The sequence below is a fragment of the Methylobacterium sp. E-016 genome (assembly GCF_022829745.1).
Taxonomy (GTDB): domain Bacteria; phylum Pseudomonadota; class Alphaproteobacteria; order Rhizobiales; family Beijerinckiaceae; genus Methylobacterium.
Window position 1 is genome coordinate 25,845 of sequence record NZ_JAKSYF010000128.1, and the last position, 25,456, is coordinate 51,300.

A 25,456-nucleotide genomic window follows, 5' to 3' on the forward strand; every position below is an offset into this window, starting at 1 on the left:
GAACCGTGCCTCAGACCGAGCCCTTCACGCCCGCGACCAGGTAGTTCGTGCTTTCCAGCTCGGCCGCCTTCTCGGGGTAGCCCTTTCCGGCGGCGAGGATCTCCTTGCCCGCATTGTCCTTGAGCGGTCCCTTGATGATCTGGTAGCCGCCCTTCATCATCTCGGCCTTGACCGCGTCCGCGTTCTTGCGCGCCGCGTCGCTGACGCCCGGGCCGTAGGGGCTCATCTTGACGTAGCCGTCGGCGAGGCCGCCGCGGACGAAGTTCTCCGGCACCTTGCCGGCCTGCATCGCCTCGACGAAGCCCTTGTAGATCGGCAGCCAGTTCCACTCCGCCCCGGTGAGGTACTTCTGCGGCGCCAGCGGCGACTGGTCGACGTGGTAGCCGCAGACGAAGGCGCCCCGGCGGGCGGCGGTCTCCACAGTCACCTTCGGGCTGTCGACGTGGCAGGTGACGACGTCGGCGCCACCGTCGATCAGCGCGTTCGTGGCCTCGGCCTCCTTGACCGCGAGCGACCATTCGCCGGTGAAGATCACCTGGCAGGTGATCGACGGGTCGACGCTCTGCGCGCCGAGCAGGAAGGCGTTGATGTTGTTGAGGACCTGCGGGATCGGCTTGGCGGCGACGAAGCCGAGCTTCTTCGACTTGGTGGCGTGCCCGGCGGCGATGCCGTTGAGGTACTGCCCCTGCGCGATGTAGCCGAAATAGGAGCCGGCGTTCTTCGGGTCCTTGTCGGTCCACAGGCCGCCGCAGTGCCGGAACTGGATCTTGGGGTTCTTCTTGGCCTCGGCGACCATGTAGGGGCTGTAGTAGCCGAACGAGGTCGGGAGCAGCAGCGTCGCCCCGTCGAGGTTGATCATGCTCTCCATGGTCTTCTCGACCGCGTTGGTCTCGGGGACGCGCTCCTCCTCCGTGACCTCCAGGCCGGGCATGCCCTTCAAAGCCTTGGCGGCGAGGGCGTGGGCCTGGTTGTAGCCGTAATCGTCCTTCGGCCCGACATAGATGAAGCCGGCGGTGAGCGTGCCGGCGGCGCGCGCCCGCGAGAGGGGCGTCAGCGCGAGCGCGGCGGCGCCCCCGAGGAGGTGCCTGCGCGAAAGCGAATGATCTGCCAAGGCCGTCTGCTCCGTCCCGAATGCGGGGCGAAGTCTAGGCTTGGCCGCAACACCGGCGAAGCCGAGATTTTCGGCATCGTCGGCGTCGTCGCGGCTCAGCGCGACGCCTGATCGACTTGGATCAGGCGCCTAAAATCGGTCCTGCCACTGCGAATCTTTTCGGCAAAGCTCGTGGCGGCGTTCGGACCGACCTCAGCGGCTGCGATAGGCCCGCGCGTCGCGGCCGTCGCGCAGGGAACCGGTGACGAGGCCGTCGTCGACCCCGTAGACGCTCCGCGCGTCGCCACGCGGGGTGCGGCCCGCGGCGTCGAGGGCGTTCGGGATGGCGGCGCGGCCTTCGAGGCCGCCGGGCGCGAGCGCGGGCGGGATGCCGGCGGGCGCGTTGTAGCTCTGGGCGAAGGCGGTGGTGGACAGGGCGAGCCCGAGGGAGGCGGCGAGGATCAGGCGTGCGGTCATGGGAGGCATCCGAGGTTCGATCGGTCGGCGACCCCGTGGTCGCCGACGCTCTCGGATCTAGATTTTCACCAGACCTGCCTTTGGAAAGGGCCGTGAATGCTGAAGTTTTAGCCTGATTTCCAGGGAATACCCGCCGCGGGCGGATCGAACGGGCCGGCTCGGCCGAACTCTAAGATTAAAAGACGCATTGAATCAAATACTTAACAGAGCAATCGGTCGCCGCTGCCCTGTTATTCGGCATCTGGCACGCTTCTTTCGCGGAGCGTGCGGTTCGGCACCCGGCTCGTCGCTGCGGGTGCCGGGCTAGCCCCGGCCGATGGTCGCCACGATCTGCCCGTGCGGCTCGTCGGTCGGCAGGAACACGGTGTTGGCGTTCGCAAGCCCGAACGGCGCCAGGTTGATCGGGATGTAGTGCTTGTTCGGCATGGCGAACCCGATCTCGCCGACCTCGGGAATCGCGGCCAGCACCGTCTCGCCCATCCGGTACATGCTGTCCTGCACGCCAAGGCTGTAGGTGGTGCCGAACACGGTGAGCAGGTGGGTGAGGATGTCGGCGTTGGCGGCGGCGTAATCGGCCGGCGGCCGCGTCCAAGTCCAGGTCGCGTCCATGGCGGTGGCGGCGATGCGGTCGGTGGTGTCGGGCAGGGTGCAGTAGCCGTCGTCGACGAAGTCGGACCAGCCCGATTGCGTGGTCTTCATGAAGGTGAAGTTGCGCAGGCCCGATTGCAGCACGCGCGCGCCCCGGCTCGCGACGAGCCGGACGAAGCCGGTGCCGTTGGCGTCCAGCGTGAAGGTGTGGCCGTGCGGCTCGCCCGCGACGGCGTAGCGGAGCCAGCGCGTCTCCAGCCCCTCGATCGTGACCTCCTCGATCTGGGGATAGGTGTCGAGGAACACCGCCGCGACCGCCTCGACGAAGGCTTCCTTGTCGAGGGACAGGTTCTTGGCCGCGGTGACGTTGACGATGTTCTTGACGCTGTCGGTGGCGACGCAGGCGCGGTTGTCGCCCGCGGTCCAGGCGGCGTCGAAGGCGCCCTTCATCAGCACGGTGAGGGTGAGCTCGCGCGGGGTGTGGTGGTCGCCCTCGCGGGTCAACCGCATGACCCGGACGCGGCCCTTGCCGTAGGTCGAGGCGATGAGCGGCATGGAGGTCTCCGGTTCGGCTGGAGGTTCGTCGGAGCGTCTTCGCCGGATCGCGCGGACGGGCGCGATCCGGCGACGGGCGTCAGTGCTCGGAGGCCGCGGCTTGGCGCAGGGCCGCGTCGCGGGCGTCGGCCGTGCTGCCGAGGCCGTTGAAGAACAGGTTGAGGACCACCGCGGCGATCGCGCAGAGCAGGATGCCGGATTCGAGCAGCGGATGCAGCGCGTGCGGCATCTGCTTGAAGAAGTTCGGCGCGACGAGCGGGATCATCCCGAAGCCGACCGAGACCGCGACGATGAACAGGTTGTTGCGGTTGCGGGCGAAGTCGACCGCGCCGAGGATGCGCGCTCCGGTGGCTCCGACCATGCCGAACATCACGAGGCCGGCGCCGCCGAGCACGCATTGCGGCACCGCCTCGACCAGGGCGGCGAGCTTCGGGATCAACCCGAGCCCGAGCATGATCACGCCGCCGACCACGGCGACGTAGCGGGTGCGCACGCCGGTGACGCCGACGAGGCCGATGTTCTGCGAGAACGAGGTGTAGGGAAACGTGTTGAACACGCCGCCGATGATCGTGCCGAGCCCGTCGCCGCGCAGGCCCTTGGTCAGGCGCCTCTCGTCGACCGGGTCGGCGCAGATCTCGGCGAGCGCCAGGAACATGCCGGTCGACTCGATCATCACCACGATCATCACGATGCACAGCGTCACCACCGAGACCGGATCGAAGGTCGGCAGCCCGAAGGCGAAGGGGCGCACCACGTCGAACCACCCGGCGGTAGCAACGTGCGAAAGGTCGACCAGCCCGAAGAAGCCGGCCACCAGCGTGCCGACGACGATCCCGATCAGCACCGAGGCGGAGGCGACGAAGCCGGTGCCGTAGCGGGTGATCGCCAGGATCACGCAGAGCACGAAGGCGGCGATCCCGAGGAAGACCGGCGCGCCGTAGCTCGGGTTGCCGACCCCGCCGGCCGCCCAGTTCACGCCGACGCGCATCAGCGAGATGCCGATGACGAGAATGATCGTGCCGGTGACCACCGGCGGGAATAGCGGCAGCAGCCGCCCGACGAGCGGCGCCACCAGGAACGCGAACAGCCCGGCAGCGATCACCGCGCCGTAGATGCCGGTGAGCCCGATCTCCGGGCTCGCGCCCATGGCGATCATCGGCGTGACGGCGGCGAAGGTCACGCCCATCATCACCGGCATGCGGATGCCGATGCCGGGCAGGCCCCAGCTCTGCACCAGGGTGGCGAGGCCGCCGGCGAACAGGTCGGCGCTCACCAGCATCGCCACCTGCTCCGGCGCCAGCTTCAGGGCGCGCCCGACGATCAGCGGCACCGCGACGGCGCCGGCATACATCACCAGCACGTGCTGGAGGCCGAGGAGCCCGAGCGCGAGGGCGCCGACCCGGGCGACCGGCGCGGTGGCGGGCCCGAGCGGCACCGGACCGCTCTCGGGCAGGACATCCGGGTGGGCCGTGTTCGACATCGGCGAACGCTCCAGCAGGCCGCCGGATCGGTCCGGCTGCCGAGGACAGATCCTCGCGCAAGGCATGTGCCAGCGCAGGCCCCGCAGGGGCGGGCGATCGCGCGGCCGACGCGCCCGACGGACGCGCCGCTTGGCCCGTTGCCTGCTACCCTCGGCCGCGAGACCCGACGCGCGAGGCCCGATGACGATTCCCCTGGCCGACCTGAACGCGATGGCGGAGGCCGACTTCGTCGCCGCCCTCGGCGCGGTGTTCGAGCACGCGCCCTGGGTGGCGCAGCGGGCGGCCGCCGCGCGCCCTTTCGCCACCGTCGACGCGCTGTACGGCGCGATGCGCGCCGCGGTGGAGACGGCGCCCGACACGGCGCGCCTCGCGCTGCTGGCGGGCCATCCCGAGCTGGCGGGCCGCGCGGCGCGCGACGGCGCCATCGCCCCCGATTCGATCGCCGAGCAGGCGGCGGCCGGGCTCGACCGGATGTCGGACGCGGAATACGCGCGCTTCGAAGCGCTCAACGCGGCCTACCGCGCGAAATTCGGCCTGCCCTTCATCCTGTGCGTCAAGCGGCACGGGCGCGCCGCGCTGCTCTCCGCCTTCGCGACGCGTCTCGACTCCGACGCCGCGACCGAGCGGCGGACCGCCGAGGCCGAGGTCCTCCGCATCGCCGCGATCCGCCTGAACGCGCTGGTCTCCGGCGAGGGGCCGCTCAGGACGATGGGGCGGATCTCGACGCACGTGCTCGATACGGTGAGCGGGCGCCCGGCGGCCGGCGTCGCGGTGAGCCTCCACGAGATCGTCTCGGAGACCGAGACGGCCCTGGTGGCGCGGGCCGTGACCAATGCCGACGGGCGCACCGACGCGCCGCTCGTCGGCGGCCGGCCGGTGCCGATCGCGGTCTACGAGCTGCGCTTCGCCCTCGGCGACCATTACCGCCGGTTCGGGCTTTCGCTCGCCGAGCCGCCCTTCCTCGACGTCGTGCCGCTGCGCTTCGGCGTCGCGGAGCCGGAGGGGCACTACCACGTGCCGCTGGTGGCGACGCCGTGGAGCTTCCAGACCTATCGCGGAAGTTGAGCCGCACCGCGGAAAATCGTCTTCCTGGGGCGCACCGCGGCGGGGTTCGCGCGTTGTCGGCGCAGATCCCACGAGGAGCCGCCATGCTGCGTTCCGCCCAAGTCCTGATCTTCTCGCTCTGCCTCGGCTGCGGCTTGGCCGGCGCGGCCTCGGCCCAGTCCGTCGGCGCCCCCGCCGGGCGCGTCGCCGCGACCGCCCCGGGCGGCACGGTCGGCAAGGCCGGGGCGCGCAACCGGATGGAGGCGATCCGCAGCGGCGACGCCTACGGCCGGCGCCGGATGCGCCACCACCGCCGCCACCGGCGCTGAGCCGCCCGCGCCCCTCACGCGATCACGGAGAACCCATCGATGCGCCTCGCCACCCTCACGGCCCTGACCCTCGCCGCCGGCCTCGGCCTCGGCGGCTCCGCCTTCGCCCAGTCGACGGGCGCCCCTGCGGGGCTCGACCCCGCGACGGCGCCCGGCGGCACCGAAGGCCGCGCGGGCCCGCAGAACGAGATGAACGCCGTCCGCGACGGCGACGCGGTGGCGGTTCCGCCGCCGGCGGGCGGCGTCACGACGGAGGCGCCGCCGCGCCGGGACGACGTGCCGCCGCGGCCCCGCTACTGAACCGGACGCGCGGGCGGCCCCCCGCTCGCGCGCCGGAGACGGCGGCCCGCTACTGCGGCAGCTTGTCGTCGATGCCCTTCACGTACCAGTTCATGCCGAGGATCATCGGGTCGGGCGCGTCCTCGCCCGCCTTCACCGCGACCGTGCCGTCCTGCTTCGTCACCGGGCCGGCGAAGGGGTGGACCTTGCCCGACGCGATGCCGGCCTTGGTCTCCTCGGCCATCGCCTTCACGTTGTCCGGCATGTTGGTGAAGGGCGCGAGCACGACCATGCCGTCCTTGATGCCGCCCCAGGTGTCGTGGCTCTTCCACGTGCCGTCGAGCACCGCCTTGGCCTCGCCGATCACGTAGCCGTCCCAGTCGTCGGTGATCGAGGTCAGCTGCGCCTTCGGGGCGAAGCGGAACTGGTCCGAGGACTGGCCGAAGGCGAGCTTGCCGGCCTTCTCGGCCTCCTGCAGCGGGGCCGCGGAATCGGTGTGCTGGGTCAGGATGTCGGCGCCCTGCGCGAGCAGGGCCTTGGCGGCCTCCGCCTCCTTGCCCGGGTCGAACCAGGTGTTCACCCAGACGATCTTGAGCTTGACGTTGGGGTTCACCGACTGGGCGCCCAGCATGAAGGCGTTGATGCCGCTCACCACCTCGGGGATCGGGAACGAGGCGATGTAGCCGACCGTGCCGGACTTCGAGAGCGTGCCGGCGATCTTTCCGCAGACGTAGCGGCCCTCGTAGAAGCGGGCCGAGTAGGTCGAGACGTTGGCGCTGCGCTTGTATCCCGTGGCGTGCTCGAACTTCACGGTGGGGAATTTCTTGGCGACCTTCAGGGTCGGCTCCATGAAGCCGAACGAGGTGGTGAAGATCAGCTTGGCGCCCGAGCGCGCCAGCTTCTCGATCGAGCGCTCGCTGTCGGCCTCGGGCACGCTCTCGAGAAACGTGGTCTCGACCTTGCCGGGCATCGCCGCCTCGAGCGCCTTGCGGCTGAGGTCGTGCTGGTAGGAATAGCCGTAATCGGCCACCGGGCCGACATAGACGAAGCCGACCTTGAGCTTGTCGTCGGCCCGCGCGGCGGGTGCGAGCAGGAGAGCAGCCAGGATGGCGCCGGTGATCGTCCGCATGGTCGTCGATGTCCCCAAGGTCGATACCCCCAACATGGCCCCCGCCTTCTAGCGGTGGGGCGTGAATTCGCGGCCCAGGGCGGCGGGCGCCAGCGAGCCGCCCTGGCGCCGCCCGAGGGACAGCAAGACCAGGGCCAGGATCGTCGCAACGTAGGGCAGCGCCGACAGCGCCTGCCCCGGCAGGCCGAGGCCCGCGGCCTGGGCGTGGAGCTGGAGCACCGTCGCGCCGCCGAACAGCAGCGCCCCGGCGGCCACCCGCAGCGGGCGCCACGAGGCGAACACCACCAGCGCCAGGGCGATCCAGCCGCGCCCGGCGGTCATCCCCGGCGACCAGAACGGGGTGTAGGCGAGCGACAGGTAGGCGCCGGCGAGCCCGGCGCAGGCGCCGCCGAACAGGACCGCGAGGACGCGGACCTTGCGCACCGGCAGGCCGAGCGCGTGCGTCGCGGTGTGGTCGTCGCCGATGGCGCGCAGCACCAGCCCGGCGCGGCTCCGGCCGAGGAACCACCACACCCCGAGCACCAGGGCGACCGCGACGTAGACGAAGGCGTCCTGCCCGAAGAGCAGGTCGCCGACGAGCGGCAGGTCGCTCAGCCCCGCCAGGTGGAGGTGGGGCGCCGGATCGCGCTTCATCCCGACGTAGCCGGTGCCGACGAGGCCCGAGAGCCCGAGGCCGAGGATCGTCAGGGCGAGGCCCGAGGCGACCTGGTTGGCGGCGAGCCCGACCGTGAGGATCGCGAACAGCCCCGACAGCGCGAGCCCGGCGCCGGCGCCGCCGAGCGCGCCGGCGAGCGTCGAGCCCGTCTCGGTGGCGACCGCGAAGCCGGCGGCGGCGCCGAGCACCATCATCCCCTCGGTGCCGAGGTTGAGCACCCCGGAGCGCTCCGCCACCAGCTCGCCGATCGCGGCCAGTATCAGGGGCGTGGCCGCGGTCAGCACGGTGACGAGCACCATCTGGACGATGTCGAGGGTCATGGCCGCCTTCTCACCATGCCCGGCGCCTCACGCGGTCCGCCGGGGGCCGCCCGGCACGAGCCGGACGCGGTAGCGGGCGAGCACGTCCGCCCCGAGCACGAAGGCGAGCAGCAGCCCCTGGAACGCGCGGGTGAGGTCGAGCGGCAGCTTCAGGTCGATCTGGGCCGACTCGCCGCCGATCGTGGTCAGCGCGATCACCCCGGCGGCGACCAGGATTCCGGGGGGGGACAGCCGCCCGAGGAAGGCGACGATGATCGCGGTGAAGCCGTAGCCCGGCGAGATCGTCGGCTGCAGCTGGCCGATCTTGCCGGCCACCTCGCAGATGCCGGCGAGCCCGGCCGCCGCCCCCGAGATCGCGAAGACGGCGAGCGTCAGGCGGGCGTCGCTGAAGCCCGCGAACCGCGCCGCGCGCGGCGCGGCGCCGACGACGCGAACCTCGAAGCCGAACAGCGTCCGGGCGAGGACGAGCGTCGCGACGATCACGGCGGCGAGCGCGATCAGCACGCCGGCATGCAGCGTGTCGCCCTCCATCAGGTAGGGCAGCCGCGCCGCCGGATCGAACGGCACGCTCTGCGGGAAGTTGAAGCCCGCCGGATCGCGCAACGGCCCGCGGGCCATGTAGTCGAGCAGCAGCTCCGCGACGTAGACCAGCATTAGGCTGGTCAGGATCTCCGAAACGCCGAGGCGGACCTTCAGGAGCGCCGGGATCATCGCGTAGGCGAGGCCCGCCAGCGTGCCGGCGGCCAGCATCGTCGGCAGGATCCAGGCCGTGAAGCCCTCCGCCCCTTGCGTCGCGACGCCGATCCAGCCGCCGGCCAGGCCGCCGACCACGAACTGGCCCTCGGCGCCGATGTTCCACAGGCTCGCCCGGAAGCAGAAGGCCAGCCCCGTGGCGACCAGCGCCAGCGGCGCCGCCTTCAGCGCCACCTCCTGCAGCGACCACACCTCGCTCAGCGGGATGACGAAGTAGGTCGTGAACGCGGCCCCCGGCGCGACGCCGAGCAAAGCCACCGCGATCCCGCCGACGAGCACGGCGCCGGCGAAGGCGATGACCGGCGACAGCGCCGAGAGCACGGCCGAGCGCCGGGCGCGCGGGCTCAGATCGAGGCGCATGGGAGGCTCTGAACAGTCGGAAAGAATCGCGGGCGGCTCCTCCCTCCCCCCTTTGCGGGGGAGGGCGGGCCTCGCGTCAGCGAGGGTCGGGAGAGGGGAGCGACGGTGCCGGACGCGGCGCTCCCCTCTCCCCCCCTGCTGCGCAGGGTACCCTCCCCCGCTTCAGGGGGAGGGAACAACGCCGCAGCTTCACGCATGCGATCCGCCCATCAGCAAGCCCACCGCCTCGCGGGTCGTCTCGCCCGCCGGGACCGGCTCGGAGAGGGTGCCGGCATGCAGCACCGCGATCCGGCTCGCGATCTCGAACAGCTCGTCGAGGTCCTGGCTGATCACCAGCAGCGCGGCGCCGCGGGCGGCGAGATCGATCAGCGCCTGGCGGATGCGGGCGGCGGCCGAGGCGTCGACGCCCCAGGTCGGCTGGTTGACCACCAGCACGCCGGGCTCCGCCTGGATCTCGCGCCCGACGACGAACTTCTGCAGGTTCCCGCCCGACAGGGTGCCGGCGGCGGGGTCCGGGCCGGCCTTGCGCACGTCGAAGGCCGCGATCACGGCGGCCGCGAGCGCGCGCGCCGCCCCGCGCCGGAGCAGGCCGAAGCGCGCGAGCGGCGCGGTGGCGTGGCGCGAGAGCACCGCGTTCTCGGACAGGCTCATGCCCGGGGCGGCCGCGTGGCCGTTGCGCTCCTCGGGCACGAAGGCCGCTCCGCGCCGGCGCCGCGCGTTGATGTCGAGCCGCCCGACGGCCGCACCGTCGACGACGACCGCCTCGGCCCGCGCCGCGGCGGTCTCGCCCGAGAGCGCGGAGAAGAACTCCGCCTGCCCGTTGCCGGCGACGCCGGCCACGCCGAGGATCTCGCCGCCCCGGACGGTGAGGCGGATGTCGGCGAGCGCGGTGCCGTGCAGGCCGGGCGCCGGCAGGGACAGGCGATCGAGGACAAGGCGCGGCGGGCCGAGCGCGGCGCCGGCGCGGCCGGTCACCGCGCCGACCTGCGCCCCGACCATCAGGGCCGCGAGCGAGCGGGCGCTCTCCCCCTGCGGATCGCAGGCGCCGACGACGCGCCCGTGGCGCAGGATGGTGGCGCGGGTGCACAGGCGCCGCACCTCGTCGAGCCGGTGCGAGATGTAGAGCAGCGCCCGGCCCTCGTCGCGCAGCCGCTCCAGCACGGAGAACAGCTGCTCCGCCTCGCCCGGCGTCAGCACCGAGGTCGGCTCGTCGAGGATGACGAGGCGCGGGTCCTGCAGCAGGCAGCGCACGATCTCGATGCGCTGGCGCTCCCCGGCCGAGAGCGACCAGACCGGCCGGGCGGGATCGAGGTGCAGGCCGTAGGCCGCCCCGAGCGCGGCGATCCGCTCGGCAAGCGCCCTGCCCGAGAGGGTCTTCGGCATGACGAGGGCGATGTTCTCGGCCACCGTCAGGTTCTCGCAGAGCGAGAAGTGCTGAAACACCATCCCGATGCCGATGGCGCGCGCCGCCTCGGGGTCGGGCAGCTGCACGATGTCGCCCTTGTGGGTGACGACGCCCTCCGTCGGCTCCAGCAGCCCGTAGAGGATCTTCATCAGGGTCGACTTGCCGGCGCCGTTCTCGCCGAGCAGCGCGTGGATCTCGCCGGCGCGGATCTCGAGGTCGACGCCGTCGTTGGCCTTGAAGTCGCCGAAGCGCTTGACGATGCCGTAGGCCCCGTAGAGCGGCGCGGTGCCGGCGGCGGGCGACGGCACGGCCGCCATCAGGCGCCGCCGAGGAGGCTGAGGGCGAGCCGGCCGTGGTCCTCGCGCAGCTTCCGCGTGTCCATGCCGACGGGGTTTCCGTCGACCACCCGCCACCGGCCCGCGACCATCACCCGGTCGGCGCGGTGCGCGCCGCACAGCACGAGCGCGGCCAGCGGATCGTGCGCGCCGGAGAAGCGCAGCGCGTCGAGGGTGAACAGCGCAAGGTCGGCCTCGCGGCCCGGCTCGATCCGGCCGATGTCGTCGCGCCCGAGGCAGCGGGCCGAGCCCTCGGTCGCCCAGCGCAGGGCGTCGAGATGCGTCACCGCTTCGGCGCCGTAGGTCAGGCGGTTGATCATCAGGGCGTGGCGCACGCCCTCCATCAGGTTGGAGCTGTCGTTCGAGGCCGAGCCGTCGACGCCGAGGCCAACCGGCGCGCCCGCCGCCTCCAGCTCGCAGGTGCGGCACTGCCCCGAGGCCAGCGTCATGTTCGAGGTCGGGCAGTGGCAGACGCCGACGCCGGCCTTGCCGAGCCGGCGCACCTCGTCGTCGTTGAAGTGGATGCCGTGCGCGAGCCAGGCCCGCGGGCTCATCCAGCCGACCTCCTCGAGGTAGTCGACCGGCCGCTGGCCGAACATCTCCAGGCAGTAGGCGTCCTCGTCCAGCGTCTCGCCGAGATGGGTGTGGAGCTGGCAGTCGTGGCGGTCGGCGAGCGCCGCGCTCTCGCGCATCAGCCGCTTGGTGACGTTGAAGGGCGAGCACGGCGCCAGCCCGATCCGCACCATCGCGCCGGGCTTCGCGTCGTGGAACAGGTTCAGCACCCGCTCGCTGTCGGCGAGGATGGTGTCGTCGTCCTGCGTCAGGCAGTCGGGCGGCAGGCCGCCGTCCTTCTCCGACAGGCTCATCGAGCCGCGGGTGACGAAGGCGCGGATGCCGAGGCTGCGCGCCTCGTCGACCTGCACGTCGACGGAATCCTCGAGCCCCTTCGGGTAGAGGTAGTGGTGGTCCCCCGCCGTGGTGCAGCCGGAGAGCAGCAGCTCGGTGTAGGCGAGCCGCGTCGCGAGCCGGAACGCGTCGGGGGTGATCTTGTCCCAGACCGTGTAGAGCGCCTTCAGCCACGGGAACAGCGGCTTGTTGATCGCCAGCGGGTGGGCCCGCGTCAGCGTCTGGAAGAAGTGGTGGTGGGTGTTGATCAGCCCGGGGATGACGACGTGGCGCGAAGCGTCGAAGGTCTCGTCCACCGGCGCGGCGGGCTGCGCGCCGGCCGCCACGCGCTCGACGATGCGGCTGCCCTCGACCACGATGCCGCCGCCGGCGTCCTCGGCGAGGATCGCCAGCGGATCGCGAATCCACAGGCGCCGGAGCGTTTCGTCCCCTCGGGGCCTGGCGTCGGATCCCGTCATGCCGTCTCCCATCCCGTCACGGTCGTGCGATCGGCGATCCAACCGGCGATCAGAAGATGTGGAACGCGACGCCGGCGAGGAAGCTCTTCTCTTCCGTGCCCTTGAACGTCGCCGTCTCGACGTTGCCGAACTTGTTCAGCCAGTACTGGAAGCCGATGAAGGCGTCGACCTTGTTGGGCTGGTCGTAGATCAGCTTGCCCACGTCGAGCACCAGGTTCGTGCGCGACAGGAATTCGAGGCCGCGCTTCGGGTTGAAGGCGAAGTCAGCCACGTTCTGCACGCCGCGGCCCTTGGGCAGCACGATGTTGTTGAAGCCGGTCAGGCTCAGCGGCAGGTTGGTGAAGGCGAGGGGGAAATTGTAGACCACCTCGAATTCCGGCACCACGTCGAAGCTCTGGTCGCGATCGGGCTGTAGGTTGAAGCCGTTGCGGTTCCATTCCTTGTAGGCGTGGACCGACAGGTTCAGGAATCCGGCCGGCACGTCGAAGGAGAAGTTGAGGCCGCCGACCACGTCGCGCTTCTTCGAGCCGAACGCGTCGTTCTGCGAGTTCGCGTCGAAGCCGAAGGCGAGGGAGATGTCCTTGACGATGCCCGGCAGCGTGAACGCCTTGGAGTTGGTCAGCGCGTTGAGGCTCAGGGTGCCGCGATAGAGGCCGTAGGCTTCGGTGTTGCCGTAATCGGCGAAGAACGGCGCGCCGACGCTGCCGGGCGGGTTCGTGGTGCCGGCCGGGAATTGCGAGCCCGACTTGAGGATGTCGAGCGAGAAGAAGTTCGTGCCGTAGGCCCAGGCGTCGGCATGCGAGATGTTGTAGATCTGCTTGGGCGCCTCGCGGCTGACGAACGAGCCGTCGGCCTTCTGGATCTGGACGCCCGGCGACACGGTCGGGAACTGGTAGCGATAGCTGAACTGCGTGTCGGCGAAGAGGAAGAACGGCGCCTCCTTGGCCGGAGCCTCGACGGGCGCCTTGTCCTTCTTCGCATCGAGATCGGCCGCCGCGCCGTATCCCACCAGACCGAGCGACATGGCCGCTGCAACGAGTCCCCGAGCGATCATGTCTGCCCTCTCCGTGCCGAAAATCCGGTGAGCAGGCAGCAACCGATATGCCAGCGCGTGCCACCTGGGCGAGAGGCGGCGGCCGAGTCATAATTCGGCAACAGGTTTGCCGGCCGAGCGCAGGCGCCCGCTCCGGCGGGTGCGGCGGCGGCGACCCTGAAACGCGCGACGCGGCGGCCGGGCTCGCACCTCCGGCGGCGCGTCGTCCGCCGACGAACGCGCCACCGCCCATGACGTCGGCAGCATGCGCACAACATTCGAGCAATGTCGGGCAGTATTTGCGGATGCATTCCGCGCCATCGCCCGACATCGTCGCGTCGTGCGCCGCCGAGCCGGCCGCAGGACGGGAGATTCGCGCCGATGGTGACCGTGGATGCCGAGCCGGGCCCGCTGGCGATCGACCTGGCGACGACGGCGCTGGTGATCATCGACATGCAGCGCGACTTCCTGGAGCCCGGCGGCTTCGGCGAGAGCCTCGGCAACGACGTCTCGCTGCTCGCCGCCGCCGTGCCGCCGGCGCGGGCGCTGCTGGCGGCGGCGCGGCGGGCCGGCCTTCTCGTGGTCCACACCCGCGAAGGGCATCGCCCCGACCTGTCGGACGCGCCCGCCGCCAAGATCGCCCGCGGCACGCCGTCCGCCCGCATCGGCGCGCCCGGGCCGATGGGGCGCATCCTGATCCGCGGCGAGCCCGGCCACGACATCGTCGCCGACCTCGCGCCCGCCCCCGGCGAGCCGGTGGTCGACAAGCCGGGCAAGGGCGCGTTCTACGCCACCGACCTGGCCGAGATCCTGGCCGCGCGCAGCGTCGCCACGCTGCTCGTCTGCGGCGTTACCACCGAGGTCTGCGTCCACACCACCGTGCGCGAGGCCAATGACCGCGGCTACCGCTGCCTCGTGGTGTCGGATGCCTGCGGCTCGTACATCCCGGCCTTCCACGCGGCCGGCCTCGCGATGATCGTGGCGCAGGGCAGCATCTTCGGATGGGTGTCGGATTCGCATCGCGTCGTCGCCGCGATCGCCGCCGGCCGCACCGCATGATCGACCACGCCCCGAGCCGCCAAGCTTGGCCCGGTTATTGCCCGGCGAGCGCGACAGATGAAGCAGGAGTTCGTTGGATGCGTACGGTCTTGGCAAGCACCCTGTGTCTCGCGTTGCTGACGACGTCGGGCCTCGCGCAATCCTACACCGCGCCCGCGCCGACCGACGTCCCGTCAAGCGGCACGAAGAGCCTCAACAAGGCCGACCGCAAGATCGCCTGCACCCAGGAAGCCGACCGCCGCAACATGCGCGGCCTGAGCCGGCAGCAATATCGCGCCGCCTGCCGCAACCGCCCGATCCCGCGGGGCTGAGCGGCCGCGCCTTGCCGAGCGGGCGATCGGGTTCTATCCGCGCCGGGCCGTGACCGATCCACGCCCGAAGCGAGTGCCCCGGTGGACGCCCCGACACGCTACGCGCTCTACGTCACGCCGGAGCCCGGATCGGCGCTCGCCGCCTTCGGCGAGGCGGTCCTCGGCGATGCGCCCCTGCCCGGATGGGACGCGGCCGCGCGCGCGGCGCTCGCCGCCGTCACCGCGGCGCCGCGGGTCTACGGCTTCCACGCGACGCTGAAGGCGCCGATGCGCCTCGCCGCGGGCCGGACCGAGGGCGACCTCCTCGCCGCCTGCGCGGCGCTGGCGCAGCCCCGCGCGCCCCTGGCGGTCGGGCCCCTCGCGGTGACCCTGCTCGGGGACTTCGTCGCCCTGGTGCCCACCGCGCCGCCGCCCGGGCTCGGCCTGCTCGCGGCCGAGTGCGTCGCCGCCCTCGACCCGTTCCGGGCCGGTCTCACCCAGGCCGAGCGGGCGCGCCGCCAGCCGGAGCGCCTCGACGCGCGCCGCCGCGCGCTCCTCGACCGCTGGGGCTATCCCCACGTCTTCGAGGCCTTCCGCTTCCACATGACCCTGACCGGCCGCCTCGCCGGCGACGCCCGCGAAACCTGGCGCGCCCGCCTCGCGGCGGCCTGCCCCCCGACGTCGCTGACGATCGACGCGATCACGCTGCTGCGCCAGGACGGCGCGGCGCCGTTCCGCCTCCTGCGCCGGATCCCGTTCGCTGCGTAGCCGCACGGCGCGCCCGTTCACGACGAAACCGCGGGTCGCGGCGCGGCTGTCATCCTATCGTCGCGCGCGACGGGTCTACCGGCGCATCCCTCGCGGCGGACGGCACGCATGCTCATCGTCGATAGCCTCACGCGGCGCTACGGACCGCGCCTCGCGGTCGACCGGATCTCGCTGCGGATCGAGCCGGGCAGCTTCGTCGGGGTGATCGGGCGCTCGGGCGCCGGCAAGTCGACCTTCCTGCGCATGCTCAACCGCCTCGCCGAGCCCTCGGCCGGGCGGATCCTGTTCGACGGGCTCGACGTCACCGCGCTCCGGGGGCGCGACCTGCGCCGCTGGCGCGCCCGCTGCGCCATGGTGTTCCAGCAGTTCAACCTGGTCGGCCGCCTCGACGTGCTGACCAACGTGCTGATGGGGCGCCTCGCCCACGCCCCGAGCCACCGCGCGCTCCTGAAGCTGTGGTCGGCCGAGGACCGGGCGCGGGCGCTCGCGGCGCTCGAGGCGTTCGACATGGCGGGCTTTTCCGCCCACCGCGCCGACCAGCTCTCGGGCGGGCAGCAGCAGCGGGTCGCGATCGCCCGCGCGCTGGTGCAGGAGCCCGACATCATCCTCGCCGACGAGCCGGTGGCCTCGCTGGACCCGCGCAACACCAAGCTGGTGATGGATGCGCTCGCCGACGCCAACCGGCGCCTCGGCATCACCGTGCTGTGCAACCTGCACTCGCTCGACCTCGCCCGCGCCTATTGCGACCGGCTCGTCGGCCTCGCCGACGGCCGCGTGGTGTTCGACGGCGGCGCCTTCGACCTCACCGAGGACGTCGCCAAGCAGCTCTACGGCCTGGAGGCCGGCGAGGTGATGGACCGGGCGCCGCACGCGGTCGAGCCCGCCGCCCTCGTCGCCTGACCCCAGACGAACCCCGTGCCACGCCCCTTCCCGGAGATGATGATGCTCGACCGTCGCACCCTCGTCGGCGCCCTCGCGGGCGGCCTGGCCGCGCTCGCCCTGCAGCCCGCCCTGGCTCAGGATTGGAAGGCGACGGTGCCCGAGATCACCCTCGGCGCGATTCCCGTCGAGAACGCCACCGGCACCACCGACCGCTACGCGCCGCTCGCCGCCTACCTCACCAAGGCGCTCGGGGTGCCGGTGAAGCTGCGGGTCGCCAACGACTACGCCGCGGTGATCGAGGGCCAGCGCGCCGGCAACATCCAGATCGCCTTCTACGGCCCGGCCTCGTTCGCCCGCGCGGTGATGACGGGGGTGAAGGTCGACCCGATCGTCAACCAGAAGCACGATAACGGCGCCTCGGGCTACTACTCGGTGCTCTACGTGCGCGCCGACAGCCCGTACCGGACGATCGCGGACCTGAAGGGCAGGAACCTCGCCCTGGTCGACCCGAACTCGACCTCCGGCAACCAGGCCCCGCGCTTCTTCCTCAACAAGAGCGGCCACGACGTCGACGCGCTGTTCGGCAAGACCGTCTACGCCGGCAGCCACGAGAACGCGGTGCTGGCGCTGACCCAGGGCACGGCCGACGCCGCCGCCAACCTGTGGAACTCCGAGACCGATTCCGTCGTCACCCGCATGGCCGCCAAGGGCATGCTGAAGAAGCCCGACGGCACGCCGCTGAGCCCGTCCGACTTCCGCATCGTCTTCAAGTCCGCGTTCCTGCCCGAGGGCCCGTTCGCGATGCTGTCCAGCCTGCCCGCCGACCTGAAGCGCAAGATCGTCGAGGCCTTCGTCGCGCTGCCGACCGCCGACAAGGCCGCCTTCGACCGCCTCTCCGACGGCAAGGACCTCGGCCTCACCCCGGTGACGCTGGAGGATTACCAGTCGATCATCGAGATGCTGAAGTTCAACGACGCGCAGCGCCGCAAGTCCTGATCCCGGGACCGGACGGGTCGCCGCCGTGAGCGGGCGGATCGCGCCGCTGCCGCCCGAGCGGGCGGCGGCCCTGGCCGAGGCCTACGGGCGCGCGGTCGCGTCGACCCGGCGGCGGAGCCTGGCATTCCTCGCGGTCGTCGCAGGGCTGCTGGTCCTGTCGGGCCTGATGGCCGAGGTGCGCCCGCTGGTGCTCGCCGACAACATCGGCAACCTCACCGCCTATCTCGGCCGCATCCTGCCGCACCTGACGCTCGCCGACCTGCGCGGCGACCTCGCCGAATGGTACTGGGGCCTGCCGAAATGGGCGGCGCTCCTCGGCGAGACCCTGCTGATGGCCTATCTCGGCACGCTGCTCGGCGGCGTCGGCGCCTTCCTGCTGTGCTTCGGCGCGGCCGCGAACCTCGCCCGCACCCGCGCCGGCCGCTTCCTGACGCGCCGCGCCCTCGAGGTCCTGCGCACGGTGCCCGAGATCGTGTTCGCCCTGCTCTTCGTCATCGCCTTCGGCCTCGGCCCGATGGTGGGCGTGCTGGCGCTCGCCCTCCACACCACGGGGGCGCTCGGCAAGCTGTTCTCCGAGGTGGTCGAGAACATCGACATGAGGCCGGTCGAGGGGCTGACCGCATCGGGCGCCTCGCGGATCCAGGCGATCCGCTTCGCGGTGCTGCCGCAGGTGCTGTCGAGCTTCGCCTCCTACGGGCTGCTCCGCTTCGAGATCAACGTGCGCGGCGCCGGGGTGATGGGCTTCGTCGGCGCCGGCGGCATCGGCCAGGAGCTGCTGGTGGCGATCCGCAACTTCTACGACGCGGACGTGAGCGCGATCCTCCTGATGATCGTCGCGACGGTGATGGCGATCGACCTCGGCACCGAGCGGCTGCGCCACCACCTCATCGGGGCGGAGGGCGCGCGATGAGCCGGCCGCCGCGTCCCGTGGACGTCGCCGCCCTGCGCCGGCGCCACCCCGACGCGTTCCGAACCGCGTGGGGCGCGCGGCTCGCGACGCTCGCGACCCTGGCCGCCCTCCTCGGGCTCGCGGCGTTCGCGATGGTGCGCCTCGACTTCTCGGCCACCCGCATCGTGAGCGGCCTCGGGCGGCTCGCCGAGTTCTCGCTGATGATGCTGCCGCCCTCGGCCGGCGGCCGCTTCCCCGATTTCCTGCACGCGCTCGGCGAGACCCTGGCCATCGCCTTCCTCGGGACGCTGGCCGCGGCGCTGGTCGCCTTCCCGCTGGCGCTGCTCGCGGCCCGGAACGTGGTGCCGAACCCGTTCGCGCATTTCGCGGTGCGCCGCGGCCTCGACGTGGTCCGCTCGGTCGACGTGCTGATCTGGGCGCTGGTCTGGATCAACGTCGTCGGGCTCGGGCCGTTCGCCGGTGCGCTGGCCATCGCCTGCTCCGACGTCGGGGCGCTCGGCAAGCTGTTCTCGGAGGCGGTCGAGACCGTCGATCGCCGCGACGGCGAGGGCGTCGCGGCCTCCGGCGGCGGCGCGCTCCACCGCATCCGCTTCGGCCTCGTGCCCGCCGTCCTGCCGGTGCTCGGCAGCCAGGTGCTGTACTTCTTCGAATCGAACACCCGATCGGCGACGATCATCGGCATCGTCGGCGCGGGCGGCATCGGCCAGTACCTGAGCGAGCTGATCCGGGTGCTCGAGCTGCAGCAGGTCGCCTGCCTCGTGCTGATGATCCTCGTCGCCGTGGCGGCGATCGACGCCGTGTCCGGCCGGCTGCGCCGGGCGCTGATCGGCGGGCCGGCGCGGTAGGCCGGGTGCCGCTTCCCTACAGAAAGCGGCCGGGGTCGAACGGCGCCAGCGGGATCTCGGGCGCCTCGCCGCCGACGAGCTGGGCGACGAGGCGCCCGGTGCGCGCCGACCCGACGAGGCCGACATGGCCGTGGCCGAAGGCGTAGACCACGTCCCCGGTGCGGCGGGCGCGGCCGATGCAGGGCCGCCCGTCCGGCATGCTCGGGCGATGGCCGAGCCACATCCGGATCCGCTCGGCCGGCACGGTCGCGGGCAGGTCCGGGAACATGCCGGTCAGGTGGTCGCGCAGGATCTCGGCGCGCTTCCAGTTCGGCGCCGCGTCGAGCCCGGCGAACTCGACCTGGCCCGCCGCGCGCAGGCCGCCGTCCATGGCGTTGACCACCATCTTGGCGTCCGAGGCCATCACCGGGGTGCGCGGCCCCGCCTCGGCACCGGCGATCATCACGTGGTAGCCGCGCTCGCTCTCCAGCGGCAGCCGGTCGCCGAGGCTCGCGGTCAGCGCGCCCGAGCGGGCGCCGGCGGCGACCACCGCCCGGTCGCACGGGATCGCGCCGGCCTCGGTCTCCACCGCGACGAGCCGACCCGCGTCGAGGCGGAACCCGGTGGCGCGGGTGCGGGCGTAGGTCGCGCCGCGGGCGCGGGCGAGGTCGGCGAGCCCGGCGACGTAGCCGCCCGGGTCGCGGCAATGGCCCGCCTCCTCGACCATCACCCCGAAGGTGTAGCGGCGATGCAGGGTCGGCTCGCGCTGGCGCAGCTCGTCGGCCGAGAGCTCGAGCCATCGCACGCCGACCGCGCGGCGGATCGCCCAGGCCGCGGCGTCGGCCGCGAAGGCCGCCCGGTCGGGATAGACGTGCAGCAGGCCGCGCCGCTCGATCAGGTGGCCGAGGCCGGCCTCCTCGGCGAGGCCGGCATGGAGGCGGGGCGCATCCGCCAGCAGGGTGCGCATCGCCCGCGCCGTCTCGGCGATCTGCCGCCCGGTGCGCGCCGCCCAGATGTAGCGCACCAGCCAGGGCAGCACCCGGGGCAGGTAGCGCCAGCGGATGGCCAGCGGCCCGAGCGGGTCGGCGAGGTAGGACGGCACGCGCTTCCAGATGCCGGGCTCCGCCGGCGGGATCACCGAGTGCGACGAGAGCCAGCCGGCATTGCCGTAGCTCGACGCCTGCTCCCCGCCGGGCACGCCCGGATCGACCACCGTGACGCGATGGCCGGCGCGCAGGCATTCGAGCGCGCTCACGGTCCCGACCGCCCCCGAACCGATGATCACGACGTGGCGGGCCGATGGCTCGGTCATGGGTTGCGTATCCTGCCGGGGGGCGCGTGCGCCTCGCATCCGGGGTCAGTAGTCAACCCGGGCACCTGCGAGCAACGCCGCCCTCGGCGGCCCTGCCCATGCCGGGGAGCATAGGGCGTCGCCTTGCGCCGCGACGCGCTTGCTTCGAAGGCTGCCGACGAGGGAAGGGAAATTCCTTACCTCAAGCCGCCGAGGCCGCGATGGGTCCCCTCGTACGAGAGCGCAGCAAGATCACCGCGAAGGGCCAGACGACCGTCCCGAAGGTCGTGTGCCAGGCCCTGGGCGTCAGCTACGGCGGCGAGATCGCCTACGTCGTCGACGAGGGCGGCGTGCGCCTCACCCGCGTCGAGGTCGAGGAGGCGGACCCCGTGATCGAGGGATTCCTGGCCTTCCTCGCCCAGGACATGGCGCGCCGGCCGCAGGCCATCACGCCCTTCCCCGCCGATCTGATGGAGCGCATGTCGGCCCTCGCCGAGGGGATCGACGCCGATCCCGGCGCGGACATCGACGGTCCCGTGGCACTCTGATCGATGACGGTCGTCGGCGCGTGGACGATCTTCGCCCATCCGCTGCTGCTCGACCAGCTCGAGACGCTGACCGCCACCGTGGAGAAGGCCAAGGCCGACGACCCGGACGGGTACCGCAGGACCGCCAACGCGAAGCTGCTCGCGGTCTTGCGGAGATTGATGTTCGAGACCGTCCCGCAGGACCCGTCCCGGGCCGAGTACCGCCAGGGCGACCCCCTCGGCGCGTCCCGAAAGCATTGGTTCCGGGCCAAGTTCGGCAACGGCCGCTTCCGCCCGTTCTTCCGCTACGACAGCCGGACCAGGATCCTGATCTATGCGTGGGTGAACGACGCGGAGACGCTGCGCACCTACGGCGCGAAGACCGACGCCTATGCCGTGTTCGAGCGGATGCTCGACAAGGGCCATCCCCCCGACGATTGGGCGACGTTGCTCGCGGCGGCGTCCGCAGGGCCGCCGAAAGCGCGCCTGAAGACCGCAGCAGCGAAATAGCCGACCGACGGTCCGCAAGGGCGCCCCTGCCGGGCGCTTCGCGCGCAGGAGCGGCACTCAGGCCTGGTTCAGTCCCTCGTCGCGGCCGGCGGCATCGCCGCTAATCCACCACCAGCTCGACCCGGTCGGCGACGAACACGGAGGCCGCGGCCAGGATGCGTTTGCCGGCGGCGTCGACGTTGACGCTGGCGACCGTGAGCAGGGTCCGCCCCGGCGCCACGTCGAGGCGGCTGGCCTCCTCCGCGGTGGCGGTGCGTGCCCCGATCCGCGTCGAGAGGCGGGTGTAGTCGGCGATGCCGAACCCGGCGAAGGCGCGGGTGATCGAGCCGGAGGCGGCGTAGGCCTCGGCGAAGCCGGCGAAGCGCGGCAGCGGCAGGGCGATCCGCGCCGCCGAGATCGGGGCGTCGTCGGCCCGGTGCAGGGTCAGCATCTCGATCACCGGATCGCCGGCCGCGAGCCCCAGGGCCTCCGCCGTCTCGAGGCTCGCTGGCACCGTCGCCGCCGCGACGAGGTCGCCCCAGGCCTGGCGGCCGGCCCGGGTGACGATCTCGGAGAACCGGGTGCGCGGCCCGATCGGATAGGGGATCGGCCCCGGCTCGACGAAGGTGCCGCGCCCCTGCGTCGCCCGTACCAGGCCGCGCTCGGCCAGCGTCCCAAGGGCGCGGCGCACGGTGTGGCGGTTCACCCCGAACCGGGCCGCCAGCGCCGCCTCGGTGGGAAGCTGGCTGCCGGCCGGAAATTCGCCGCCCGCGATCGCGCCGCCGATCGCGTCGGCGATCTGGCGCCACGCGGCCAGGCCCGCGCCGCGCTCGACGGGGCCGGCGCGGGCGGATGTCACCGGGGTGTCGCTCGCCTCGTCCATGACGGATCGCATCGTCCCTTGCGTCCACGATTGGATTTGTCTATATCTATAGACAAATCGGAGGCCTTCGAACGCGAATGCCGCGCGCCAGCCAAACAGCACCCGACCCGGCAACGCCAGAGGTCGAAGCCCGTCGCGCCGCGATGGCGCGTGCCGGGGCGGCCTCGCTCGCCGAGCTCGAGGCCGTTCTCGCCGAGACCGGGCTGTCCTGCGAGGCCGAGGATCTACGCGCGCCCGAGACCGGCCTCGTCATGGCGCGCGGCCGCATCGGCGGCGACGGGCGCGCCTTCAACGTCGGCGAGGCGACGGTGACCCGGGCGGCGGTGCACCTGTCCGGCGGCGAGACCGGCTTCGCCTACCATCTCGGCCGCGACCGTCCGCGCGCCCGGCTCGCCGCGATCCTCGACGCGCATTGGCAGCACCCGGCGCGGCGCGGGGCAGTCGAGGCCGCCCTGGCGGGGATCGCCGAACGCCGCGCCTCGGAAGCGGCCGCCGCGGCGCGAAAGATCGCGGCGACGCGGGTGAACTTCTTCACCCTGGCGCGGGGCGAGGATTGATGGCGCTCGCCCGCGGCTTCGCCGACCCGGTCCACGACGCGCAAGGGACGTTCCGCACGCTGATGGATGCGCTCGCCCGGCCGGGCCGCATCGGGCGGCTCGCAAGCGACCTTTCTCCGCCCGCCCCCCTCACGCCCGAACTCGCCGCCGTCGCGCTGGCGCTGACCGATGCCGACACGCCGGTCTGGCTCGACGCGCCGCTCGCCGCGAACCCGGCGGTGGCCGCGTTCCTGCGCTTCCACACCGGCGCACCGATCGTCGCCGAGCCCGCCGACGCGGCCTTCGCGCTGATCGCGGATCCTGCCGCCTGCCCGCCCTTCGCGGCGTTCGCGCAGGGCTCGCCCGACTATCCCGACACCTCCGCCACCCTGGTGCTGGCCCTCGACCGCCTGTCCGAGGATGGCGCCGCCTTCAAAGGTCCCGGCATCCGCGGCCGCATCCGGCTCGCCGCCGCGCCGCTGCCGGCGGACTGGCCGGCGCGCCTTGCGGCGAACCACGCCGCCTTCCCGCGCGGGCTCGACCTCGTGCTCACCGCGCCGGGCGTCGTCGCCGGGCTGCCGCGCTCGTCGCGGCCCGTCCCTTCGGCCGCCCCTTCGCCCGTCCCTTCGGAGGCGTAGACCGATGTACGTGGCGGTGAAGGGCGGCGAGGCCGCGATCGACAACGCCCACCGGCTGCTCGCCGAGACGCGCCGGGGCGACCCGTCGGTGCCCGACCTCACCGTGGCGCAGATCCGCGAGCAGATGCGGCTGCTGGTCGACCGGGTGATGACCGAGGGCTCGCTCCACGATCCGGATCTGGCCGCGCTCGCCCTCAAGCAGGCCCGCGGCGACGTCGTCGAGGCGGTGTTCCTGGTCCGCGCCTACCGCACCACCCTGCCGCGCTTCGGTGCCACCCTGCCGGTGGAGACCGCGGCGATGGCGGTGGCGCGCCGGGTCTCGGCGACCTTCAAGGACCTGCCCGGCGGGCAGGTGCTCGGCCCGACCTTCGACTACACCCATCGCCTGATCAATTTCTCGCTCGCCGAGGGCATGGTGCCCGAGCCCGGCGCGGAGGCCGAGCCCGGCCCGGACGCGGCCGCCTGCCCGCGCGTGACCGACTTCCTCGGCGAGGCCGGCCTGATCGAGCCGTCGCCCCGGGACGAGGGCGCCCCCGTCGGCGACCTGACCCGCGAGCCGGTCGACTACCCGGCCGACCGTGCGGTCCGGCTGCAGACGCTGGCGCGGGGCGACGAGGGCTTCGTGCTGGCGCTGGCCTACTCGACGCAGCGCGGCTACGGCCGCACCCATCCCTTCGTCGGCGAGGTCCGCTTCGGCACCGTGGCGCTGGAGCTCGTCCCCGAGGAGCTCGGCTTCCCGGTGCAGCTCGGCGCCGTGGCGATGACCGAGTGCCAGATGCTCGCCCAGTTCCACGGCGGCGGCGACGTCCCGCCCCGGTTCACCCGCGGCTACGGGCTCGTCTTCGGCCAGGGCGAGCGCAAGGCGATGGCGATGGCCCTGGTCGACCGGTCGCTGCGCGCGGCCGAGCTCGGCGAGGCGCTGGTCGCCCCGGCGCAGGACCAGGAATTCGTGCTCGCCCATTGCGACAGCCTGCAGGCGACGGGCTTCGTCGAGCACCTCAAGCTGCCGCACTACGTCGACTTCCAGGCCGAGCTGGAGCTGCTGCGCCGCCTGCGCGCCGAGCACGCCGCGCGGACGGGAGAGTCCGGGCCGGACGAAGCGCTTCGGGAGGCCGCCGAATGAGCACGCCCGCCGCGCGGCCGGAGACCGGCTACAACTTCGCCTACCTCGACGAGGGCACCAAGCGGATGATCCGCCGGGCGATCCTCAAGGCGATCGCGATCCCCGGCTACCAGGTGCCCTTCGCCGCCCGCGAGATGCCGATGCCCTACGGCTGGGGCACCGGCGGGGTCCAGGTCACCGCCGCGATCCTGGGGGCGTCCGACGTGCTCAAGGTGATCGACCAGGGCGCCGACGACACCACGAACGCGGTCTCGATCCGGCGCTTCTTCTCGGCCACCGCCGGCATCGCCACCACCACGCGGACGGTGGAGGCCACGGTGATCCAGACCCGCCACCGTATCCCGGAGGCGCCGCTGAGGGAGGGCCAGGTCTTGGTCTACCAGGTGCCGATCCCGGAGCCCCTGCGCTTCCTCGAGCCGCGCGAGACCGAGACGCGCCAGCTCCACGCGCTCGCCGAGTACGGGCCGATGCACGTCAAGCTCTACGAGGACATCGCCCGCCACGGCCACATCGCCACCACCTACGCCTACCCCGTCGAGGTCGCGGGCCGCTACGTCATGGACCCGTCGCCGACGCCGAAGTTCGACAACCCGAAGATGGACGACTGCCCCGCCCTGCAGCTCTTCGGCGCCGGCCGCGAGAAGCGCATCTACGCGGTGCCGCCCTACACGCGGGTGCGCAGCCTCGACTTCGAGGACCATCCCTTCCAAATCCAACGCTTCGACCGCCCCTGCGCCCTGTGCGGGGCGGACGACGCCTACCTCGACGAGGTCGTCCTCGACGATGCCGGCGGGCGGATGTTCGTCTGCTCCGACACCGATCATTGCGAGGACCGGCGACGGTGCGGGTTCGGGCCGGCGGCTCCCCCTCCCCCCTCTGCGGGGGAGGGGGAGCCGCGGAGCGGGTCGGGAGAGGGGAGCGCGGTATCCGGCACTGTCGCTCCCCTCTCCCGACCCTCGCTCACGCGAGGCCCACCCTCCCCCGCACCCAAGTCGGGCCTGCCCGACTTGGGCACACGGTGTGCGGATCTCGGGCAAGTCCGA

Annotated in this window: 27 protein-coding genes and 1 pseudogene; 16 read left to right on the forward strand and 12 right to left on the reverse strand. The window is 72.5% G+C overall.

Translation table 11 applies throughout. The features are described 5' to 3' along the window. Window positions 1-10: 10 nt before the first annotated feature. The 4 genes from MKK68_RS17165 to MKK68_RS17180 all read right to left on the reverse strand — a co-directional run bounded on the left by MKK68_RS17165 (window position 11) and on the right by MKK68_RS17180 (window position 4,190). Window positions 11-1,111 (reverse strand): BMP family ABC transporter substrate-binding protein, encoded by a 1,101-nt coding sequence (locus MKK68_RS17165; protein WP_147843347.1) that lies wholly within the window; start codon window positions 1,109-1,111, stop codon window positions 11-13. 192 nt (window positions 1,112-1,303) lie between these two features. After that, window positions 1,304-1,567 carry a hypothetical protein gene (locus MKK68_RS17170; RefSeq protein ID WP_147728710.1) on the reverse strand — a complete coding sequence of 88 codons (264 nt, stop codon included), beginning with the start codon at window positions 1,565-1,567 and terminating at the stop codon, window positions 1,304-1,306. Between the two features lie 303 nt (window positions 1,568-1,870). Further along, the gene (pucL, locus tag MKK68_RS17175) at window positions 1,871-2,710 is read right to left on the reverse strand and encodes a factor-independent urate hydroxylase (RefSeq protein ID WP_244031761.1); all 840 of its coding nucleotides are present in this window, start codon (window positions 2,708-2,710) and stop codon (window positions 1,871-1,873) included. Between the two features lie 79 nt (window positions 2,711-2,789). Continuing rightward, complete coding sequence (locus MKK68_RS17180) at window positions 2,790-4,190, reverse strand: nucleobase:cation symporter-2 family protein (RefSeq protein WP_244031763.1); 1,401 nt, start codon at window positions 4,188-4,190, stop codon at window positions 2,790-2,792. Window positions 4,191-4,371: 181 nt separating this feature from the next. Between MKK68_RS17180 and uraD the strand changes: the two genes are divergently transcribed. The 3 genes from uraD (at window position 4,372) to MKK68_RS17195 (ending at window position 5,864) form a co-directional block, all read left to right on the forward strand. Beyond that, window positions 4,372-5,256: a 2-oxo-4-hydroxy-4-carboxy-5-ureidoimidazoline decarboxylase gene (gene uraD / locus MKK68_RS17185; RefSeq protein ID WP_244031771.1), complete on the forward strand. Its 885-nt coding sequence runs from the start codon at window positions 4,372-4,374 to the stop codon at window positions 5,254-5,256. Window positions 5,257-5,339: 83 nt separating this feature from the next. Beyond that, window positions 5,340-5,564, forward strand: coding sequence for a hypothetical protein (locus MKK68_RS17190; protein ID WP_147859447.1), 225 nt, complete (start codon window positions 5,340-5,342; stop codon window positions 5,562-5,564). A gap of 39 nt (window positions 5,565-5,603) precedes the next feature. Then, the gene (locus MKK68_RS17195) at window positions 5,604-5,864 is read left to right on the forward strand and encodes a hypothetical protein (RefSeq protein WP_147859448.1); all 261 of its coding nucleotides are present in this window, start codon (window positions 5,604-5,606) and stop codon (window positions 5,862-5,864) included. A gap of 49 nt (window positions 5,865-5,913) precedes the next feature. On the opposite strand, the gene MKK68_RS17200 is transcribed toward MKK68_RS17195, so the two are convergent. The 6 genes from MKK68_RS17200 to MKK68_RS17225 form a co-directional block, all read right to left on the reverse strand. After that, complete coding sequence (locus MKK68_RS17200) at window positions 5,914-6,972, reverse strand: BMP family ABC transporter substrate-binding protein (RefSeq protein ID WP_244031773.1); 1,059 nt, start codon at window positions 6,970-6,972, stop codon at window positions 5,914-5,916. 48 nt (window positions 6,973-7,020) lie between these two features. Further along, window positions 7,021-7,947: an ABC transporter permease gene (locus MKK68_RS17205; RefSeq protein WP_147843783.1), complete on the reverse strand. Its 927-nt coding sequence runs from the start codon at window positions 7,945-7,947 to the stop codon at window positions 7,021-7,023. Between the two features lie 27 nt (window positions 7,948-7,974). After that, a complete protein-coding gene (locus tag MKK68_RS17210) occupies window positions 7,975-9,060 on the reverse strand; it encodes an ABC transporter permease (RefSeq protein ID WP_147859449.1) in 1,086 nt (361 codons plus the stop codon). Window positions 9,061-9,249: 189 nt separating this feature from the next. Beyond that, on the reverse strand, window positions 9,250-10,782 hold the full coding sequence (locus MKK68_RS17215) for an ABC transporter ATP-binding protein (RefSeq protein WP_243938116.1): 1,533 nt from the start codon (window positions 10,780-10,782) through the stop codon (window positions 9,250-9,252). Next, window positions 10,782-12,164 carry an 8-oxoguanine deaminase gene (locus MKK68_RS17220; protein ID WP_147729243.1) on the reverse strand — a complete coding sequence of 461 codons (1,383 nt, stop codon included), beginning with the start codon at window positions 12,162-12,164 and terminating at the stop codon, window positions 10,782-10,784. The genes MKK68_RS17215 and MKK68_RS17220 overlap by 1 nt, the downstream gene beginning before the upstream one ends. 49 nt (window positions 12,165-12,213) lie before the next feature. Beyond that, the gene (locus MKK68_RS17225) at window positions 12,214-13,218 is read right to left on the reverse strand and encodes a hypothetical protein (RefSeq protein ID WP_147729244.1); all 1,005 of its coding nucleotides are present in this window, start codon (window positions 13,216-13,218) and stop codon (window positions 12,214-12,216) included. Window positions 13,219-13,578: 360 nt separating this feature from the next. Here MKK68_RS17225 and MKK68_RS17230 point away from each other — a divergent pair, with 360 nt between their 5' ends. From MKK68_RS17230 to phnE (MKK68_RS17260), 7 genes are all read left to right on the forward strand, one after another. Continuing rightward, the gene (locus MKK68_RS17230) at window positions 13,579-14,256 is read left to right on the forward strand and encodes a cysteine hydrolase family protein (RefSeq protein ID WP_147859451.1); all 678 of its coding nucleotides are present in this window, start codon (window positions 13,579-13,581) and stop codon (window positions 14,254-14,256) included. 77 nt (window positions 14,257-14,333) lie between these two features. Further along, window positions 14,334-14,567, forward strand: coding sequence for a hypothetical protein (locus MKK68_RS17235; protein WP_147844746.1), 234 nt, complete (start codon window positions 14,334-14,336; stop codon window positions 14,565-14,567). Window positions 14,568-14,648: 81 nt separating this feature from the next. Beyond that, window positions 14,649-15,314, forward strand: a complete 666-nt coding sequence (locus tag MKK68_RS17240; protein ID WP_147859452.1) for a DUF1045 domain-containing protein — start codon at window positions 14,649-14,651, stop codon at window positions 15,312-15,314. Window positions 15,315-15,422: 108 nt separating this feature from the next. Beyond that, window positions 15,423-16,214 (forward strand): phosphonate ABC transporter ATP-binding protein, encoded by a 792-nt coding sequence (phnC, locus tag MKK68_RS17245; protein WP_147729659.1) that lies wholly within the window; start codon window positions 15,423-15,425, stop codon window positions 16,212-16,214. Window positions 16,215-16,256: 42 nt separating this feature from the next. Then, window positions 16,257-17,192, forward strand: coding sequence for a phosphonate ABC transporter substrate-binding protein (gene phnD, locus MKK68_RS17250; RefSeq protein ID WP_244031802.1), 936 nt, complete (start codon window positions 16,257-16,259; stop codon window positions 17,190-17,192). 25 nt (window positions 17,193-17,217) lie between these two features. Then, window positions 17,218-18,102, forward strand: coding sequence for a phosphonate ABC transporter, permease protein PhnE (gene phnE / locus MKK68_RS17255; RefSeq protein WP_147859454.1), 885 nt, complete (start codon window positions 17,218-17,220; stop codon window positions 18,100-18,102). After that, window positions 18,099-18,947, forward strand: a complete 849-nt coding sequence (gene phnE, locus MKK68_RS17260) for a phosphonate ABC transporter, permease protein PhnE (RefSeq protein WP_147843794.1) — start codon at window positions 18,099-18,101, stop codon at window positions 18,945-18,947. The genes phnE (MKK68_RS17255) and phnE (MKK68_RS17260) overlap by 4 nt, the downstream gene beginning before the upstream one ends. 16 nt (window positions 18,948-18,963) lie before the next feature. Here the strand turns inward: phnE (MKK68_RS17260) and MKK68_RS17265 are convergent, their stop codons facing one another. After that, on the reverse strand, window positions 18,964-20,238 hold the full coding sequence (locus MKK68_RS17265) for an NAD(P)/FAD-dependent oxidoreductase (protein ID WP_147859456.1): 1,275 nt from the start codon (window positions 20,236-20,238) through the stop codon (window positions 18,964-18,966). Between the two features lie 200 nt (window positions 20,239-20,438). On the opposite strand from MKK68_RS17265, the gene MKK68_RS17270 reads away from it, so the two are divergent. Next, entirely contained in the window at window positions 20,439-20,765 is a 327-nt protein-coding gene (locus MKK68_RS17270; RefSeq protein ID WP_147729540.1) for a type II toxin-antitoxin system PrlF family antitoxin, read from the forward strand. Window positions 20,766-20,768: 3 nt separating this feature from the next. Beyond that, complete coding sequence (locus MKK68_RS17275) at window positions 20,769-21,254, forward strand: type II toxin-antitoxin system YhaV family toxin (protein WP_147729539.1); 486 nt, start codon at window positions 20,769-20,771, stop codon at window positions 21,252-21,254. A gap of 100 nt (window positions 21,255-21,354) precedes the next feature. On the opposite strand, the gene phnF is transcribed toward MKK68_RS17275, so the two are convergent. After that, window positions 21,355-22,116 carry a phosphonate metabolism transcriptional regulator PhnF gene (gene phnF / locus MKK68_RS17280; protein ID WP_147859457.1) on the reverse strand — a complete coding sequence of 254 codons (762 nt, stop codon included), beginning with the start codon at window positions 22,114-22,116 and terminating at the stop codon, window positions 21,355-21,357. Between the two features lie 77 nt (window positions 22,117-22,193). Here phnF and phnG point away from each other — a divergent pair, with 77 nt between their 5' ends. From phnG to MKK68_RS17300, 4 genes and pseudogenes are all read left to right on the forward strand, one after another. Beyond that, a complete protein-coding gene (gene phnG / locus MKK68_RS17285) occupies window positions 22,194-22,673 on the forward strand; it encodes a phosphonate C-P lyase system protein PhnG (protein ID WP_279605400.1) in 480 nt (159 codons plus the stop codon). Then, on the forward strand, window positions 22,673-23,290 hold the full coding sequence (gene phnH / locus MKK68_RS17290; protein WP_147859459.1) for a phosphonate C-P lyase system protein PhnH: 618 nt from the start codon (window positions 22,673-22,675) through the stop codon (window positions 23,288-23,290). Before phnG ends, phnH begins: the two co-directional genes overlap by 1 nt. 4 nt (window positions 23,291-23,294) lie before the next feature. Beyond that, entirely contained in the window at window positions 23,295-24,413 is a 1,119-nt protein-coding gene (locus tag MKK68_RS17295; RefSeq protein ID WP_147729597.1) for a carbon-phosphorus lyase complex subunit PhnI, read from the forward strand. Beyond that, window positions 24,410-25,300, forward strand: a pseudogene (locus MKK68_RS17300) (alpha-D-ribose 1-methylphosphonate 5-phosphate C-P-lyase PhnJ); the annotation flags it as partial. The gene MKK68_RS17295 and the pseudogene MKK68_RS17300, both read left to right, overlap by 4 nt. Window positions 25,301-25,456: the final 156 nt, after the last annotated feature.

Coding starts and splice junctions, on each gene's coding strand:
- MKK68_RS17170 (WP_147728710.1), bottom strand. CDS start 1,567: ATGACCGCACGCCTGATCCTCGCCGCCTCCCTCGGGCTCGCCCTGTCC.
- pucL (WP_244031761.1), bottom strand. CDS start 2,710: ATGCCGCTCATCGCCTCGACCTACGGCAAGGGCCGCGTCCGGGTCATG.
- MKK68_RS17180 (WP_244031763.1), bottom strand. CDS start 4,190: ATGTCGAACACGGCCCACCCGGATGTCCTGCCCGAGAGCGGTCCGGTG.
- uraD (WP_244031771.1), top strand. CDS start 4,372: ATGACGATTCCCCTGGCCGACCTGAACGCGATGGCGGAGGCCGACTTC.
- MKK68_RS17190 (WP_147859447.1), top strand. CDS start 5,340: ATGCTGCGTTCCGCCCAAGTCCTGATCTTCTCGCTCTGCCTCGGCTGC.
- MKK68_RS17195 (WP_147859448.1), top strand. CDS start 5,604: ATGCGCCTCGCCACCCTCACGGCCCTGACCCTCGCCGCCGGCCTCGGC.
- MKK68_RS17200 (WP_244031773.1), bottom strand. CDS start 6,972: ATGCGGACGATCACCGGCGCCATCCTGGCTGCTCTCCTGCTCGCACCC.
- MKK68_RS17205 (WP_147843783.1), bottom strand. CDS start 7,947: ATGACCCTCGACATCGTCCAGATGGTGCTCGTCACCGTGCTGACCGCG.
- MKK68_RS17210 (WP_147859449.1), bottom strand. CDS start 9,060: ATGCGCCTCGATCTGAGCCCGCGCGCCCGGCGCTCGGCCGTGCTCTCG.
- MKK68_RS17215 (WP_243938116.1), bottom strand. CDS start 10,782: ATGGCGGCCGTGCCGTCGCCCGCCGCCGGCACCGCGCCGCTCTACGGG.
- MKK68_RS17220 (WP_147729243.1), bottom strand. CDS start 12,164: ATGACGGGATCCGACGCCAGGCCCCGAGGGGACGAAACGCTCCGGCGC.
- MKK68_RS17225 (WP_147729244.1), bottom strand. CDS start 13,218: ATGATCGCTCGGGGACTCGTTGCAGCGGCCATGTCGCTCGGTCTGGTG.
- MKK68_RS17230 (WP_147859451.1), top strand. CDS start 13,579: ATGGTGACCGTGGATGCCGAGCCGGGCCCGCTGGCGATCGACCTGGCG.
- MKK68_RS17235 (WP_147844746.1), top strand. CDS start 14,334: ATGCGTACGGTCTTGGCAAGCACCCTGTGTCTCGCGTTGCTGACGACG.
- phnC (WP_147729659.1), top strand. CDS start 15,423: ATGCTCATCGTCGATAGCCTCACGCGGCGCTACGGACCGCGCCTCGCG.
- phnD (WP_244031802.1), top strand. CDS start 16,257: ATGCTCGACCGTCGCACCCTCGTCGGCGCCCTCGCGGGCGGCCTGGCC.
- phnE (WP_147843794.1), top strand. CDS start 18,099: ATGAGCCGGCCGCCGCGTCCCGTGGACGTCGCCGCCCTGCGCCGGCGC.
- MKK68_RS17265 (WP_147859456.1), bottom strand. CDS start 20,238: ATGACCGAGCCATCGGCCCGCCACGTCGTGATCATCGGTTCGGGGGCG.
- MKK68_RS17270 (WP_147729540.1), top strand. CDS start 20,439: ATGGGTCCCCTCGTACGAGAGCGCAGCAAGATCACCGCGAAGGGCCAG.
- MKK68_RS17275 (WP_147729539.1), top strand. CDS start 20,769: ATGACGGTCGTCGGCGCGTGGACGATCTTCGCCCATCCGCTGCTGCTC.
- phnF (WP_147859457.1), bottom strand. CDS start 22,116: ATGGACGAGGCGAGCGACACCCCGGTGACATCCGCCCGCGCCGGCCCC.
- phnG (WP_279605400.1), top strand. CDS start 22,194: ATGCCGCGCGCCAGCCAAACAGCACCCGACCCGGCAACGCCAGAGGTC.
- phnH (WP_147859459.1), top strand. CDS start 22,673: ATGGCGCTCGCCCGCGGCTTCGCCGACCCGGTCCACGACGCGCAAGGG.
- MKK68_RS17295 (WP_147729597.1), top strand. CDS start 23,295: ATGTACGTGGCGGTGAAGGGCGGCGAGGCCGCGATCGACAACGCCCAC.